The 14,113-nt window shown below is 74.1% G+C and carries 18 protein-coding genes; 10 read left to right on the plus strand and 8 right to left on the minus strand.

From position 1 onward, the window contains the following. Positions 1-36 precede the first annotated feature (36 nt). Genes FE634_RS07835 through FE634_RS07845 form a run of 3 tightly spaced genes read left to right on the plus strand, consistent with a single transcriptional unit; the run spans position 37 to position 2,020 of the window. The gene (locus FE634_RS07835) at positions 37-696 is read left to right on the plus strand and encodes a glycosyltransferase family 2 protein (protein WP_137294655.1); all 660 of its coding nucleotides are present in this window, start codon (positions 37-39) and stop codon (positions 694-696) included. Continuing rightward, positions 693-1,373, plus strand: a complete 681-nt coding sequence (locus FE634_RS07840; protein WP_138875562.1) for a TIGR04282 family arsenosugar biosynthesis glycosyltransferase — start codon at positions 693-695, stop codon at positions 1,371-1,373. The genes FE634_RS07835 and FE634_RS07840 overlap by 4 nt, the downstream gene beginning before the upstream one ends. Next, positions 1,370-2,020, plus strand: coding sequence for a methyltransferase domain-containing protein (locus FE634_RS07845; protein WP_138875563.1), 651 nt, complete (start codon positions 1,370-1,372; stop codon positions 2,018-2,020). Before FE634_RS07840 ends, FE634_RS07845 begins: the two co-directional genes overlap by 4 nt. Before the next feature lie 22 nt (positions 2,021-2,042). On the opposite strand, the gene FE634_RS21315 is transcribed toward FE634_RS07845, so the two are convergent. The 3 genes from FE634_RS21315 to sodN form a co-directional block, all read right to left on the minus strand. Then, a complete protein-coding gene (locus FE634_RS21315; RefSeq protein ID WP_222847688.1) occupies positions 2,043-2,858 on the minus strand; it encodes a hypothetical protein in 816 nt (271 codons plus the stop codon). 2 nt (positions 2,859-2,860) lie between these two features. Continuing rightward, complete coding sequence (locus FE634_RS07855) at positions 2,861-4,024, minus strand: molybdopterin-dependent oxidoreductase (RefSeq protein WP_222847689.1); 1,164 nt, start codon at positions 4,022-4,024, stop codon at positions 2,861-2,863. Positions 4,025-4,383: 359 nt separating this feature from the next. After that, positions 4,384-4,797: a superoxide dismutase, Ni gene (gene sodN, locus FE634_RS07860; RefSeq protein WP_137294652.1), complete on the minus strand. Its 414-nt coding sequence runs from the start codon at positions 4,795-4,797 to the stop codon at positions 4,384-4,386. An 80-nt stretch (positions 4,798-4,877) separates the two neighbouring features. On the opposite strand from sodN, the gene FE634_RS07865 reads away from it, so the two are divergent. Beyond that, positions 4,878-5,192 (plus strand): S24/S26 family peptidase, encoded by a 315-nt coding sequence (locus FE634_RS07865; RefSeq protein ID WP_262347619.1) that lies wholly within the window; start codon positions 4,878-4,880, stop codon positions 5,190-5,192. 159 nt (positions 5,193-5,351) lie between these two features. After that, complete coding sequence (locus FE634_RS07870) at positions 5,352-6,467, plus strand: NAD(P)-dependent malic enzyme (protein WP_138877104.1); 1,116 nt, start codon at positions 5,352-5,354, stop codon at positions 6,465-6,467. A 9-nt stretch (positions 6,468-6,476) separates the two neighbouring features. Here FE634_RS07870 and zwf read toward each other — a convergent pair whose 3' ends face one another. Next, on the minus strand, positions 6,477-7,928 hold the full coding sequence (zwf, locus tag FE634_RS07875) for a glucose-6-phosphate dehydrogenase (protein WP_137294651.1): 1,452 nt from the start codon (positions 7,926-7,928) through the stop codon (positions 6,477-6,479). 56 nt (positions 7,929-7,984) lie between these two features. Between zwf and FE634_RS07880 the strand changes: the two genes are divergently transcribed. Together FE634_RS07880 and FE634_RS07885 are read left to right on the plus strand one after the other, a co-directional pair. Continuing rightward, positions 7,985-8,953: a zinc-binding dehydrogenase gene (locus FE634_RS07880; protein WP_137294650.1), complete on the plus strand. Its 969-nt coding sequence runs from the start codon at positions 7,985-7,987 to the stop codon at positions 8,951-8,953. After that, entirely contained in the window at positions 8,953-9,642 is a 690-nt protein-coding gene (locus tag FE634_RS07885; protein WP_137294649.1) for an SDR family oxidoreductase, read from the plus strand. The genes FE634_RS07880 and FE634_RS07885 overlap by 1 nt, the downstream gene beginning before the upstream one ends. 31 nt (positions 9,643-9,673) lie before the next feature. On the opposite strand, the gene FE634_RS07890 is transcribed toward FE634_RS07885, so the two are convergent. Together FE634_RS07890 and FE634_RS07895 are read right to left on the minus strand one after the other, a co-directional pair. Continuing rightward, the gene (locus FE634_RS07890; protein WP_137294648.1) at positions 9,674-11,143 is read right to left on the minus strand and encodes an amidase; all 1,470 of its coding nucleotides are present in this window, start codon (positions 11,141-11,143) and stop codon (positions 9,674-9,676) included. Positions 11,144-11,187: 44 nt separating this feature from the next. Beyond that, a complete protein-coding gene (locus FE634_RS07895; RefSeq protein WP_137294647.1) occupies positions 11,188-11,808 on the minus strand; it encodes a TetR family transcriptional regulator in 621 nt (206 codons plus the stop codon). Positions 11,809-12,071: 263 nt separating this feature from the next. Here FE634_RS07895 and FE634_RS21580 point away from each other — a divergent pair, with 263 nt between their 5' ends. Next, positions 12,072-12,389, plus strand: coding sequence for a fatty acid desaturase family protein (locus FE634_RS21580; protein WP_316043825.1), 318 nt, complete (start codon positions 12,072-12,074; stop codon positions 12,387-12,389). A 16-nt stretch (positions 12,390-12,405) separates the two neighbouring features. Next, entirely contained in the window at positions 12,406-12,645 is a 240-nt protein-coding gene (locus FE634_RS07905; protein WP_138875564.1) for a hypothetical protein, read from the plus strand. Positions 12,646-12,655: 10 nt separating this feature from the next. Here FE634_RS07905 and FE634_RS07910 read toward each other — a convergent pair whose 3' ends face one another. Then, the gene (locus tag FE634_RS07910) at positions 12,656-13,066 is read right to left on the minus strand and encodes an MmcQ/YjbR family DNA-binding protein (protein WP_262347620.1); all 411 of its coding nucleotides are present in this window, start codon (positions 13,064-13,066) and stop codon (positions 12,656-12,658) included. 8 nt (positions 13,067-13,074) lie between these two features. After that, on the minus strand, positions 13,075-13,719 hold the full coding sequence (locus FE634_RS07915) for an acetoacetate decarboxylase family protein (protein ID WP_148240496.1): 645 nt from the start codon (positions 13,717-13,719) through the stop codon (positions 13,075-13,077). A 38-nt stretch (positions 13,720-13,757) separates the two neighbouring features. Between FE634_RS07915 and FE634_RS07920 the strand changes: the two genes are divergently transcribed. Then, positions 13,758-14,078 carry an antibiotic biosynthesis monooxygenase family protein gene (locus FE634_RS07920; RefSeq protein ID WP_137294644.1) on the plus strand — a complete coding sequence of 107 codons (321 nt, stop codon included), beginning with the start codon at positions 13,758-13,760 and terminating at the stop codon, positions 14,076-14,078. The last annotated feature ends 35 nt before the right edge of the window (positions 14,079-14,113 follow it).

Here is a 14,113-nt window from a genome sequence, read left to right on the forward strand (position 1 = left end):
GTGCGACGACCACTGCTGGCCTAGGTTCGGTGCACGATGCCTGACTGCGACCTGATCCTTCCCTGCCGGGACGAGGCGGCCGCGTTGCGCGGCCTGCTGCCCCGGATCCCCGACGGGTTCGAGGTGATCGTCGTCGACAACGGTTCGAGCGACGGGACCGCGGACGTCGCCCGCGAGCTCGGTGCCCGCGTGGTGCACGAGCCGACCCCGGGCTACGGCGCCGCGATCCAAGCCGGGCTGCTTGCGGCGACGAATCCCTACGTGTCGTTCATGGACGGAGACGGGTCGTTCGACCCCGACGAGCTGCTGCCACTCCTCGACGAGGTGCGCAGCGGCCGCGCCGACGTCGCGGTCGGACGCCGGCGTCCGGTGTCGCGCGGGGTGTGGCCGTGGCACGCCCGGGCCGGCAACGCGCTCATCGTCGCCTGGCTGAGGCGCCGGATCGAGCTCGACGCCCACGACATCGCGCCGATGCGGGTCTGCCGCCGCGAGGACCTGCTCGCCCTCGACGTCCGCGACCGCCGCTTCGGCTACCCCGTCGAGCTGCTGCAGAAGGCCACCGCCGCCGGCTGGCGCTTCGCCGAGCGCGACGTCGCCTACCACCCGCGGGCCGAGGGCACCCGGTCCAAGGTCTCCGGATCGGTGCGGGGGACCGTGCGCACCGCCCGCGACTTCGCAAAGGTGCTGTCCCGGTGACCCGCCCCACCGGGTACACCGTGCTCGTCGTCGCCAAGGCCCCGGTGGCCGGGCGGGCGAAGACCCGCCTGGGCGCCGTCGTCGGTGACGACGCGGCCGCGGACGTCGCCGCCGCCGCCCTCCTGGACACCCTGGCCGCGGCCCGGGCCGCCGTCGGCGCCGACCGCTGCGTCGTCGCCCTCACCGGCGACCTCGACCGCGCCGCCCGGGGCGAGGAGGTCGCGGCCGCCCTCGCGGGCTGCGTGGTCGTGCCGCAGCGCGGCGACGGCTTCGACGCGCGGCTCGCCCACGCCCACGCCGACGCCGGCGCGGTTGCGGCCCGCCCCGTCGTCCAGGTCGGGATGGACACCCCGCAGGTCACCGCCGAGCACCTCGACGCCGTCGCCGGCGCGCTCGCCGACCACGACGCGGTGCTCGGCGCGGCCGGGGACGGCGGCTGGTGGGTCCTCGGGCTGCGCGACTCGGCGCGGGGAGCGGCCCTGCGCGGCGTCCCGATGTCGACCCCGACGACCCTCGACGACACCGCGGCCGCCCTGCGCTCCGCCGGGCTCACGGTGGGGGAGACCGCCGTCCTGCGCGACGTCGACACCGCCGAGGACGCCGACGCCGTGGCGCTCGAGGCACCCGGGACCCGCTTCGCGGCCGCCTGGGCCGGACTCGGGGCGGTGCGCCGATGATCGAGCAGTCCTTCTCCACGGTCTTCACCCACGCCCTGCGGGGCCAGCCCACCGACGTCGTCGGCCTCGACGACACCCCCGGCGCGCTGCCCGTCGACACCTGGCGCCGCGCGGCCGACGAGCACGACCAACGGATGCTGGACCTGTGCCACGGCCCGACCATCGACGTCGGCTGCGGCCCGGGGCGGATGGTCGCCGCGCTGGTCGAGCGCGGCGTCCCGGCGCTCGGCATCGACGTCGTCCCGGAGGCGGTCCGGCTGACCCGCGCGCGCGGCGTCCCGGCGCTCGAGGCCGACGTCTTCGGCTCGGTGCCCGACGAGGGGACCTGGGGGACCGCGCTGCTCGCCGACGGCAACGTCGGCATCGGCGGTGACCCCGTCGCGCTCCTCGCCCGGTTGCGGGACCTCGTCGCGCCCGGCGGACGCATCGTCGCCGAGCTCGCCGCGCCCGGCGTCCGGACCAGGACCATGTGGGCGACGATCGAGGCCGCCGACACCCGCAGCCGCCGCTTCCGGTGGGCGATCCAGGGCGTCGACGACGTCGACGTCCTGGCGCGCCGGACCGGCCTCCAGCTCGACTCGGCCGCGAGCTTCGGCGGTCGCTGGTGCGCGGTGCTGACGAGGACCTCGGCGCGCCCGGTCCGCTGAGCCGGTCCCCGGTCCGGGCTGGCTAGTCCCGGCCGCGGCGGCGCACGAGCACGACGACCACGACGGCCACGGCAGTCCCCGCGATCAGGGCGACGACGGGCGCCCGGCCCGGACCGCCGGTGACCGCGCCGGCAGCCGGCGCGGGGGCCGGCGCCGGGGCGGGATTTCCCCGGTCGACCGGGGATCCCTGAACTTGTCGGCCGAAATATCGCCCCCCAAGTTCAGACTTCCCCGGCCGACCGGGGAAATCCCCGCCGGGCGACCGACCCGATGAGGGAGGCGCGGTCGCGACGGGACGCCGGGTCGGCGGCTCGGGCGGCGCGGGCTCGGACGTCGTCCGGCGCGCCGCGCGGACGCGGGCGAGGCCGTAGGCGGCCAGGCCCAGGAGCAGGAACGCGGAGCACAGCAGGGCCCAGCGCAGCAGGAAGGGGTCCTGGGTCTGGCCGGTGGCGCGCTGGTAGGTGTCGGCACCGTGGCGGATGATCCCGGGGAGGAACAGCGCGGTCACCAGGGCACAGGCCAGGAGCGGGACGCGCACGAAGTTCACGACCGGGACCGAGCCGCGCCGGCGGCCTGGGCGGCGTCGGGTGACGCGGGTGATGACCGTGTCGACGGCCGCGGTCGCCGGGTACAGGACCAGGTCGTGCACGACGGCCGCGCCGATGAACCAGACGGCGATCGACTGCCACCAGACCTCCGGGTCCCACAGCGCGTCGAGCCCGAGGGTCCGCACCGTGTGGACGGCGAGGGCGAGCGCGGCGAGGAGCAGCACCAGGTGCGCCGGGCCGGCGCCGTAGCCGCGCCGGAACCGGGCGACGAGAGGGGTGGGGGTCGGCACCGTCAGCCCGCCTCGAAGTCGATGGTGCCGACCCACTTGGTGCAGTGGACGCCGGGGATGGCCGGCACCATGATCCGGGCGGGGTAGCCGTGGTCGAGGGTGAGGTCGGCGCCGTCGACCTGGAGCGCGAGCATCGAGTCGGCGTGGGCGACCTGGTTGGCCTGCAGGCTGGCGGCGCGGAACAGCCCGGACTCCTGGATCGAGTCGACGCGCGCCGACGACGGGTCGGTGACGCCGGCGAGCCGGGCCAGGTCGCGCAGCCGGACGCCGGTCCAGGTCTGGGTCGTCGACCACCCCTCGACGCAGGCGATCGGGAGGGTGGCGGTGTGCTGGGGCAGCGCGAGCAGCTGCTCACGGGTCAGCGACACCTCGGCGGCCCCGCCGGTCAGGGTCAGCCGCCAGCCCGCGACGGCCTCGCGGCTGATCCCGGCCGCCTCGGCGGTCTTGTTGACCGGGAAGGTCCCGGCGGGCTGGCGTCCCCGGGGCATCAGCACGGCCGCGTACCGGGCGACGCCGCCGACGGTCTGGCCGGCGGTGAGGACCAGGACCAGGAGGCTCCCGCCCCCGACCAGGCCCAGCGCCCCGCGCCGGCTCAGGGTCGGCGGGTCGGGGTCGGCGGGGATCAGCCCGTGACCGGGCCCGGTCTCGGGCCGGGTGTCCTCACGGCCGGTGCGCATCACCTCGCGCAGGGAGGTCCCGCGCAGCGCGCGGACCATCGTGGGCAGCTTGAGGGGGACGTGGACGACGAACCCCGCGATGAAGACCCACGCGCCGTAGTAGTGGGCGGTGTAGAAGCTGAAGCCGAAGACGTAGTCGTACTGGATGTTCAGCACCCCGGTGACGATCTCGAACAGCAGGCCGCCGACCAGCATGAGCAGCGAGACCCGTTCGAGGACCTGGGCGAGCGAGCGCGCGGGCGGCCACTGGAACAGCTTGGGGATGACCGACCACAGCTTCGCGAGCACCACGGGGACGACGACCAGGCCGAGGCCGACGTGCAGGCCCTGGTTGAGGCGGTACAGCCAGGGCGGGTCGGTCGGCCAGTCGAAGTCCGGCAGCCGCAGGAACCCGACGTCGCCGGGGTAGGCCTGGTCGAATCGGGGGCCGTAGGCGGCGTAGGACAGCAGCCCGGTGACCGTGACGACCGGGAGGACGACGAGCAGCACCAGGCCGAAGGCCGACGTGAGCCACGGGCCGCGCAGCGGGCTGCGCCACCGGACGTCGGTCCCGGGTGGACGACGGCGCGCGACCGCCCGCCAGAGCGGGGCGGGGGACCCGAACCCCGACCCGTCGTCGGGGTCCGTGGAGGGGTCCGTCGAGGGGTCCGTCGAAGAGTCCGGTGCGGGGTGCGGTGCCGGGTCGCGCATCGCGGGGACCAGCCTTCCCGTGGCGGTGGACCCCCGTCGTCGTCGTCGAGGGGTGGTGCGGTGGGGTGGCGGTGCCGCCCCTGACGAGCACCACCCGCCGACCAGGGTGCCCCGAGCGGGCGGACGGCGGGTGGTGGGCCGGGACGAACCCGGGTGCGTCAGGCCTTCTTGGTCTCCCAGAAGATCTCGGCGATCTCGTCGATCTTGGCCAGCAGCTGGTCGGCGACGTCGGCGTCCATGGTGCCCTTGGTGCCGGAGGCGCCGGCGAGCTTGGTGGCCTCGTTGACCAGCGAGTGCAGCTGGGGGTACTTCTCGAAGTGCGGGGGCTTGAAGTAGTCGGTCCACAGCACCCAGAGGTGGTGCTTGACCAACTCGGAGCGCTGCTCCTTGATGATCACGGCACGGGTGCGGAAGTCGGGGTCGTCGTTGTCGGCGAGCTTGCCGATGACGGCCTTGATCGACTCGGCCTCGATGCGGGCCTGGGCGGGGTCGTAGACGCCGCAGGGCAGGTCGCAGTGGGCCTGGACCTCGAGGGTCGGGGCGAAGAAACGGGGGAGCAGGCGGGAGAGCATGCGGGTCCTCTCGATCAGGAGTCGTTGCGGTTCTTGCGACACTACTCCGCGTGGACCCCGTCGAATCCAGACCCCTGAGGGTGCCCACCCTGCGGATGGTCCGGGTGCGGGGCCGCTCGATGCTGCCGGCCCTGCGCCCCGGCGACCGGCTGCTGGTGCTCGGACGCCGCGCGCCGCGGGTGGGCGACGTCGTCGTGGCGCGCTTCGCCGACGGGACGGCGGTGGTCAAGCGGGTCGCCGAGCGGCGCGGGAGCGGCTGGTGGCTGCTCAGCGACAACGCCGCCGAGGGGCTCGCCGACTCGCGAGCCCGGGGGGCCGTCGGCGACGACGCCGTGCTCGGTGTCGTGGCCTGGCGGATCTGGCCGCGGCCGGGACGGGTGGCCCGCCGAGTGTGATCCGGGTCTCCTCCGACGCACCCGACCGGTACCGGTCGTTGTGGAAGTATCCCAAAGGTGGCTGACACCGAGCAGGGCACCGACGAGGGAACCGTGACCGGCAGGGCCCCGCACCCGCGGGCCGGGGACCCGGTCTTCGACCTGCACGTCGGCGGCAAGATGCAGACGGTCTCGACGGTCGCCCTGGCCGGGCGCGACGACCTCTCGCTGGCCTACACCCCGGGGGTGGCCCTGGTGTGCGAGGCGATCGCGGCCGACCCGTCGCTGACCCAGCACTACACGTGGGTCCCCAACGTGGTGGCCATCGTCTCCGACGGCACCGCCGTGCTCGGCCTCGGCGACATCGGCCCGGCCGCCGCGATGCCGGTGATGGAGGGCAAGGCGGTGCTGTTCAAGCAGTTCGGCGGCGTCGACGCCGTCCCGATCTGCCTCGACACCACCGACACCGAGGAGATCATCGAGACCGTCGCGCGGCTCGCGCCGAGCTTCGGCGGCGTCAACCTCGAGGACATCTCCGCCCCGCGCTGCTTCGAGATCGAGGACCGCCTCAAGGAGCGCCTCGACATCCCCGTCTTCCACGACGACCAGCACGGCACCGCCGTGGTCGCGCTCGCCGCGCTCACCAACGCGCTCCGCCTCACCGGCCGGACGGCGTCCGCGACCCGCGTGGTCATCTCCGGGGCCGGTGCGGCCGGCGTCGCGATCGCCAAGATCCTGCTCGAGGCCGGCATCGAGGACCTCGCCGTCACCGACCGCAAGGGCGTCGTGCACTCCGGGCGCGGCGACCTCACGCCGGTGAAGAAGGCGCTCGCCGAGATCACCGCCGACCGGTCCGGCCGCACCGGCAGCCTCGCCGACGTGCTCGACGGCGCCGACGTCTACCTCGGTGTCTCCGGCGGCACGATCCCGGAGGAGGACGTCGCCCGGATGGCGCCCGAGGCGATCATCTTCGCGATGGCCAACCCGACGCCCGAGGTGCACCCGGAGGTGGCGCACCGCTACGCCCGCGTCGTCGCGACCGGCCGCTCGGACTTCCCGAACCAGATCAACAACGTGCTGGCCTTCCCGGGCATCTTCCGCGGCGCCTTCGAGGTGCACGCCAGCGCGATCACCGAGGGCATGAAGGTCGCCGCCGCCACCGCGCTGGCCGACCTCGTGGGCGACGACCTCGCCGAGGACTACGTCATCCCCTCGCCGTTCGACCCCCGCGTGGGGCCGGCCGTCGCCGCCGCGGTGTCGGCGGCCGCCCGGGCCGACGGCGTCGCGCGGGCCTGACCGGCCCGCTCAGCCGCCGGTGGCGTTGGGGTCGCGCCAGGTGCGCTCGAACGGCAGCCGCCACGCGTGCGGGGCGATGAGCTGGTGGATGGCGTTGGGACCCCACGAGCCGGGGATGTAGCCCCGGACCGGCACCGGGTTGTTGAGCAGCGCCTCGGACTTCTCCCACAGCGTCTCGATGCCCGCCGCGGAGGTGAACAGCGTGTGGTCGCCACGCATGGCGTCGTGGATGAGCCGCTCGTAGGCCTCCAGCACCGACCCCGACGCGGTGGTGTCGACGGTCGCGAACTGCATCGACAGCTTCTCCAGCTTCATCCCCGGTCCGGGGCGCTTGCCGTAGAACGACAGCGACATCCGCGACTGGTCGGCCAGGTCGAAGGTCAGGTGGTCGGGGCCCTGGGTGCCGGCGTTCGAGCCGGCGGGGAACATCGAGAGCGGGGGCTCCTTGAAGGCGATCGAGATGATCCGAGCGCCCTCGGCGAGCTTCTTCCCGGTGCGCAGGTAGAACGGGACGCCGGCCCAGCGCCAGTTGTCGATCTCGACCTTGAGGGCGATGAAGGTCTCGGTGTCGGAGTCGTCGGCGACCTGCTCCTTGCCGCGGTACCCGCCGTACTGCCCGCGGACGACGTTGTGCGGCTCGATCGGGCGCATCGAGCGGAAGACCTTCAGCTTCTCCTCGCCGATCGGGCCATCCGCCAGCGTGGTCGGCGGCTCCATCGCCATGAAGGCCAGCACCTGCATGAGGTGGGTGACCACCATGTCGCGGTAGGCGCCGGTCGTCTCGTAGAACTTGGTGCGGCCCTCCAGCCCGAGGGTCTCCGGGACGTCGATCTGCACGTGGTCGATGAAGTTGCGGTTCCAGATCGGCTCGAAGAGGCCGTTGGCGAAGCGGAAGGCCAGGATGTTCTGAGCGGCCTCCTTGCCCAGGAAGTGGTCGATGCGGAAGACCTGGTCCTCGTCGAAGACCTGGTGCACCTCGTCGTTGAGCGCCTTCGCCGAGGCCAGGTCGGTGCCGAAGGGCTTCTCCATGATGACCTTGGCCCGGTCGACGAGGTCGGCGTCGGCGAGCTCGTGGATGACGTCGAGCGCGGCCTTGGGCGGCACGCTCAGGTAGTGCAGGCGGCCGACCTCGACCGGTCCGATCTCGGCGGTCAGCTCGGCCTCGCACTCCTTGACCACCGAGGTCAGGGCGCTCGGTCCGGCCGCGGTGGGGAGGTAGCGCAGCCGCGCCGAGAACGGCGCCCAGCGCTCGTCGGTGATGTCGCCCTTGCCGAACTCCTCGCACGCCGCGCGGGCCAGGGCGTCGAACTGGGCGGTGTCCAGCTCCTCGAGGGAGGTCCCGATGATCCGGCAGTCGGGCATCAGGTTGGCCTCGACGAGGCGCAGCAGGGCCGGCAGCAGCTTGCGCTTGGCCAGGTCCCCGGTCGCGCCGAAGATGACGATGACGTAGGGCTGCTCCATGTCGACCACGGTAGACCTCGAAGGTTGCGGAGAGGTGACGCGGCTACCCTCGCAGGATGTTCGCCGTCTACGCAGAGTCCTTCTCGCCCGACGCGCCGCTCGACGGGCTCGTCCTCGGCGATCGACCCGAGCCCGTCGCCCCCGAGGGCTGGACCACCGTGGAGGTCAGGGCCGCCTCGCTGAACCACCACGACGTCTGGTCGCTGCGCGGCGTGGGGCTCAAGCAGGAGCAGCTCCCGATGATCCTGGGCTGCGACGCCGCTGGCCTCGACGAGGACGGCAACGAGGTCGTCGTCCACGCCGTGATCAGCGACCCCGCGTGGACCGGCGACGAGACCTTCGACCCGCGCCGCTCGCTGCTCTCCGAGCGGCACCAGGGCACGCTGGCCGAGCGGGTCGTCGTCCCGCGGCGCAACGTCGTCCCGAAGCCGGCGTCGCTGTCGTTCGCCGAGGCCGCCTGCCTCCCGACCGCCTGGCTCACCGCCTACCGGATGCTCTTCACCCGCGGCGGGCTCACCGCCGGCGACACCGTGCTCGTGCAGGGCGCGGGCGGCGGCGTCGCGACGGCCTGCATCATCCTGGCGCGCGCCGCCGGGCTGCGGGTGCTGGCCACCAGCCGCGACGACGCCAAGCGGGCGCGGGCGCTCGAGATCGGCGCCCACGACGTCTTCGAGTCCGGCGCCCGGTTGCCGGTGAAGGTGGACGCCGTCATGGAGACCGTCGGCCGCGCGACCTGGTCGCACTCCATCCGGGCGCTGCGTCCCGGCGGCACCCTGGTCACCAGCGGGACGACGTCCGGGCCGAAGCTCGACGACGCCGAGCTGACCCGCATCTTCTTCCTCCAGCTCAGCGTCGTGGGCTCGACGATGGGCACCCGCGACGAGCTCGCCGCGCTGGTCAACCTGCTGGACGCGACCGGCACCAAGCCGCTCATCGACCGCGAGGTCCCGCTGTCGGAGGCGCGCGACGGGTTCGCCGCGATGGCCGGCGGCGACGTCTTCGGCAAGATCGTCTTCACCCGCTGATGGGCACCCACCTGGTGACCGGCGCCAGGTCGGGCATCGGCGCCGCGCTCGCGCAGGCCCTGATGACCCGCGACGAGCAGCTCGTGCTGCCGGCCCGGACCGCGCAGCGCGCGGAGGAGCTCGCCGCGCGCTACCCCGGCGCACGGACGTTCGTCGCCGACCTGGCCGACCCGGCGTCCCTGACCGTGCCCGAGCTCGAGCGGCTCGACTCCCTGCACCACGTCGCCGGCGTGGTCGACCTCGCGCCGGTGGCGGAGGTGACGGCGGCGTCGCTGCGCGAGCACCTCGACGTCAACCTGGTCGCGCCGGTCGTGCTGACCCGGCTCCTGCTTCCCGCCCTGCGTGCGGCGCACGGGTTGGTGGTCTTCGTGAACTCCTCGGCCGGGCTGGTGGCCAACCCCGACTGGGCCGCCTACGCCGCGTCGAAGTTCGGGCTGCGCGCCGTCGCCGACGCGCTGCGCGGGGAGGAGGCGGGCAACGGCGTCCGCGTCACCACGGTCTTCCCCAGCCGCACCGCGACGCCGATGCAGGAGAAGGTCCACGAGCAGGAGGGGCGCACCTACGACGCCGCGCGGTGGATCAGCCCGGAGACCGTGGCCGACACCATCCTGCACGTGCTCGACCTCTCCGACGACGCGACCATCCCGGAGGTCACCGTGCGTCCGGTCGTGCCCTTCACCGGGCGCTGACGACGCCGGGGCCGCCCGGTGCGACCTGGCCTCAGAGCGCGGGACGCCGGTGGGCCCAGGGCTGGGCGTCCTCGAGCTGGCCGGCCAGGCTGAGCAGCTGCGCGTCGGCGCCGAGCCGGCCGACGAGCTGGACGCCGATCGGCAGCCCGGCCGCCGTCCAGTGCAGCGGCACCGTCATCGCCGGGCGCCCGGTCAGGTTCGCCAGCTGCGTGTAGGGGACCCAGCCGAGGTTCTGGCTGATCATCTGGTCCACGATCGGCGTCAGGCGCAGGATGCTGGCCGAGCGCGCGGTCAGCAGCGCCTTCTGGGCCAGGCGCACGGGCAGCGGCGCGTCGAAGGCGCCGATCCGCGGGGGAGCGGTGGCGGTGGTGGGCGTGAGCAGCAGGTCGTGGGTCTCGTGGAACTCGGCGAGGCGGCGCACGTGGGTGTGCCGGTTCTCGATCGAGCGCACGAAGTCGACCGGGCTGGTGGCGCGACCCAGCGCGGCCATGGTGAGCGTGTCGGCCTCGAACCCGCCGTCGCCGCTGCCGGTGAGCCGCTTGGCCTCGTCGACGGAGAAGGCGCAGTAGACGAACCAGCTGGTGAGGAAGTCCTTGGCCAGGGTGGCGTCGTCGAAGGGCTGGGCGTCGAGCACCTCGACGTCGTGCCCGAGCCGCTCGAGGAGCTCGGCGGCCGCGGTGGTCGCGGCGATCGCCTCGGGGTCGGGGTCGGGGTTGATGGCGCTCGCCGTGCAGACCGCGATCCGCAGCCGGCCGGGCTCGCGCAGCGCGGCGTCGGCGTAGCTGCCCTCGGCCACCTGCGGCAGGTAGGGCGAGCTCGGGATCGCCCCGGCGAGGACGTCGAGCATCGCGGCGCTGTCGCGGACGCTGCGGGAGATGACGCCGTGGGTCGCCGTCCCGCCGAGCGGCTCGCCCTGGGCCGGGCCGGCGGGCACCAGGCCGCGGGTGGCCTTGAGCCCGAACAGGCCGCACGCGGAGGCGGGGATCCGGATCGAGCCGCCGCCGTCGCTGGCCCCCGCGCACGGGACGATGCCGGCCGCGACGGCCGCGGCGGAGCCGCCGGAGGAGCCGCCGGGCGTGTGGTCGGTGTTCCACGGGTTGCGCGCCGGCCCGTAGAGCTCGGGCTCGGTGATGCCCTTCGCGCCGAACTCGGGGGTGTTGGTCTTGCCGAAGACCACCAGGCCGGCGTCCAGCCAGCGCTGCACGACCGTCGCGTGCTCGGCGGCCGGCAGCGTCGACAGCGAGCGGGAGCCGCCGCTGGTGGGGTAGTGCCGCACGTCCTGGCCGAGGTCCTTGACGAGGAACGGGACGCCGGCGAACGGGCCGTCGGTGCTGGTGTCGTCGGGCGGGTCGACGTCGACGACGATCGCGTTGACCCGGTCGTTCACCTCCGCCATCCGCTCCCGGGCCGCGCGCAGCAGCTCGGCGGGCGTGGTCTGCCCGGTGCGGACCAGCTCGGCCAGGCCGACGGCGTCGTGCTGTGCGTACTCCTCGTGCTCCATGGCGCCAGCCTAGGAGCCCGGCGGCGCCGGGGACGGGGACGCGCTCAGGCCCGGGAGGTCCAGTTCAGCGCGCCGACGAGCACCATCCGCAGCTGGGTGCGGGCGGTCTCGGCGACCTCCTTCTCGAGGTCGAGCCGGCCGGCGGCGACCAGGATCGCCTCGGCGGTGCTCACCATCGCGCCGACGATCAGGCTCGACAGGACGCGCAGGTCGGACGCCGACCACGGCTCGGTGCCCGGCATCCGGGCCAGGTCGGTGGCCAGCTCGCGCTCGGCGAGCTCGACCTGGTGACGGATCGCCTCGCGGACCGACAACGGGCCGGCCGCGCGCTCGCGGACGATGAACTCGAAGTGCTGGCGCTGCTGGTGCACGTGGGTCACCAGGATGTCGACCGAGCCGTCGACGATGTCGCGGAACGTCGGGTCGCTGCTGCGGACCTCGCGCAGCATCGCCCGCAGCGACACGAAGGACTCGTCGACCAGGGCCAGGCCGAGGTCCTCGAGGGAGTCGAAGTGCCGGTAGAACGCCGTCGGCACGATGCCGACCTCCTTGGCGACCTGGCGCAGCGACAGCGCGACCAGGCTGCTGTCCTCGCAGAGCGCGAGGGTGGCGTCGAGGAGGGCGCGGCGGGTCCGCTCCTTGCGCTCGACCCGGGTCTCGGTCATCGGATGATCCTAGCCAGTGCACGTGTGTCCACGCTCACCGTGCGCGGGTCTCGACCGCGTCCACCGCCTCCGGGATGGTTTCGGTGTACATACGTGCACCGAAACGGAGGCGACATGAGCACCACGACCGCCCCTTCGCCCGCCCCCTCGCCCGGCCCGGCCCCGGCACCGTCGTGGGGCGCGCGCCTGCTGCGCTCCCGGGTCCTGGCCGCCCTCACCTCGCCGCACGGCGTCGACCGCTACCTCGAGCTGGTGAACCCCATGTGGGCCGCCGAGGAGGTCCGCGCGCGGACGAGTCCCGCGGGCACTGGTACCACCGCCAGCTGCTCGGGTCGGCCAACATCACCGGCAGGCCGCTGTTCCACCTGATGACCGGCAACCTCTCGCACCAGATCGAGCACCACCTCTTCCCCGACCTGCCCGCCCGGCGCTACCCGCAGGTCGCCGAGGAGGTCCGCGAGATCTGCCAGCGCCACGGCCTCACCTACAGCACCGGTCCGCTGGGCAAGCAGCTGCTGAGCGTCGCGAGGAAGATCTGCCGGATGGCGCTGCCCCCGCGGGCCTCCGCCGTACCCGGCTGAGGGGCACACTGGAGCCATGAACGACCACCTGTCGAAGTCCGAGATCACCAAGGACTCCCTCCAGGCGGCCGCCGAGGCCGCGGCCACCACGGTCGGTGAGGTCACCACGATCATCACCGCCGCGGTCAGGGACGTCGCCGGCGTGCTCGGCGGCTTCGCCACCGAGGTGTTCGAGATCCGCGACTCCGCCCGCCGGGCCGGCGCCGAGCACGGCGCGGACGACGCCGGCGCCGCGGGCGACGCGGGCGACGGCTGAGCCGGAGGGCTCAGCGGCGTCCGTCGAGCCGCCGGACGAGCACCTGCGGGGCCATCACCCGGTAGCTCTCGGTGACCAGCTCGGCGACCTCGTCCCAGTCGGTGGCGTCGTCGAGCAGCAGCGCGACCACGCCCGGCGCCCACGGCGGCCGGAGGTAGGGCGGCCCGGCGCTGCTCAGCGCGAGGAGCTCCTCGCCGGCGGACCGGAACACGACCGCCGGCGCCGGCTCGACGACCGTGCCGGGCGCGTACTCCTCGACGTGGTGCGGCGTCAGCACCAGCACGTGCGCGAACGTCCGCCTCCGCACCCGCCACCGCACGCCGGTCCACGCCTCCTCCTCGTAGGCGTCGGGCAGCGTGGTCGCCGTCCGCGCGACCCGCTCGACCAGCTTCGAGTCGGGCTCCGGACGCCCCCTGACCACGTGCGGGCCTATCCGAAGGTCATGCGGAACGACGCCATCCGCGACGACGACAGGGGGCGCGCCCGGCGCAGGAACGCGAGCGGCCCGTCGTCGGCGAAGTCCCAGCGGGCGCGGGCGGGCAGGATCTTGGCGCTGCCGCCGAAGGTGGTGCTGCGGTCGCCGCCCCCCTCGGGCAGGCCCGGCTGCCAGAGCCCCATGCGGAACGGGAGCCGCGGCGCCACCCGTGAGACGTCGCGGAACGTCGCGCTCGCGATCGGACGTCGGCCCAGCGACGCCGACCAGTCGGTCGTCGTGAGCGGCCCGCGGTGGGCGGAGTCGAGGTCGAAGTCGCACAGGCCCTTGGGGATCGCCCACAGCTCGCGGCCGCCCGCGACCGAGGCGGGGGAGTCGACCCAGATGTGGTGATCGAGCCCCGCCGGCCCCGGCCCTCGCGCCGCGGGGAGCGCCCGCGCCACCAGCAGCTCGGAGTAGGTCAGGGGGCTGCCCTCGTCGTAGGAGACGAACGCGGCGCCGTACAGGCCCCGGGGGCGGTCGCCGACGTCGGCGCCGAGCCGGAACAGGGTCAGCCACAGCGACCCGACCATCCGCCACGGGGGGTCCGGGTAGGCGACCCGGTCGTGCGGGAGCTCCGGGTGCTCGGCGGGCGAGGTCATGGCCCGACCCTAGTGAAACGGCGACTACCCTCGCGAGCGTGATCGTCGTCAACCGCTTCCGCGTGCCCGAGGACGACGGCGCCACGTTCCGCGCCGACCTGCAGCGGGCCCACGCCGCGCTCGCCGAGCGGCCCGGCTACCTGACCGGCACGATCGGGCGCAACGTCGACGACCCCGAGCTGTGGGTGCTCTCCACGACGTGGGAGCACGTCGGGGCCTACCGGCGCGCGCTGTCGGCCTACGACGTGAAGCTGCACGCCGTCCCGACGCTCCTGCGGGCGATCGACGAGCCCAGCGCCTACGAGGTCGCCGACCCCGGGACCGACCTGAACATCCGGCAGACGCGCTCGTTAGGCTGAAAGCTCCACGATCGACAGCCAGTCGACCGCACCAG

It is taken from the genome of Nocardioides sp. S-1144, assembly GCF_005954645.2.
In the GTDB taxonomy this organism is placed as follows: domain Bacteria; phylum Actinomycetota; class Actinomycetes; order Propionibacteriales; family Nocardioidaceae; genus Nocardioides; species Nocardioides dongxiaopingii.

Coding starts and splice junctions, on each gene's coding strand:
- FE634_RS07895 (WP_137294647.1), bottom strand. CDS start 11,808: ATGACCGAGACCCGGGTCGAGCGCAAGGAGCGGACCCGCCGCGCCCTC.
- sodN (WP_137294652.1), bottom strand. CDS start 4,797: ATGCTCTCCCGCCTGCTCCCCCGTTTCTTCGCCCCGACCCTCGAGGTC.
- FE634_RS07905 (WP_138875564.1), top strand. CDS start 12,406: ATGAACGACCACCTGTCGAAGTCCGAGATCACCAAGGACTCCCTCCAG.
- FE634_RS07880 (WP_137294650.1), top strand. CDS start 7,985: ATGTTCGCCGTCTACGCAGAGTCCTTCTCGCCCGACGCGCCGCTCGAC.
- FE634_RS07885 (WP_137294649.1), top strand. CDS start 8,953: ATGGGCACCCACCTGGTGACCGGCGCCAGGTCGGGCATCGGCGCCGCG.
- FE634_RS07915 (WP_148240496.1), bottom strand. CDS start 13,719: ATGACCTCGCCCGCCGAGCACCCGGAGCTCCCGCACGACCGGGTCGCC.
- FE634_RS07845 (WP_138875563.1), top strand. CDS start 1,370: ATGATCGAGCAGTCCTTCTCCACGGTCTTCACCCACGCCCTGCGGGGC.
- FE634_RS07870 (WP_138877104.1), top strand. CDS start 5,352: ATGCAGACGGTCTCGACGGTCGCCCTGGCCGGGCGCGACGACCTCTCG.
- FE634_RS07835 (WP_137294655.1), top strand. CDS start 37: ATGCCTGACTGCGACCTGATCCTTCCCTGCCGGGACGAGGCGGCCGCG.
- zwf (WP_137294651.1), bottom strand. CDS start 7,928: ATGGAGCAGCCCTACGTCATCGTCATCTTCGGCGCGACCGGGGACCTG.
- FE634_RS07890 (WP_137294648.1), bottom strand. CDS start 11,143: ATGGAGCACGAGGAGTACGCACAGCACGACGCCGTCGGCCTGGCCGAG.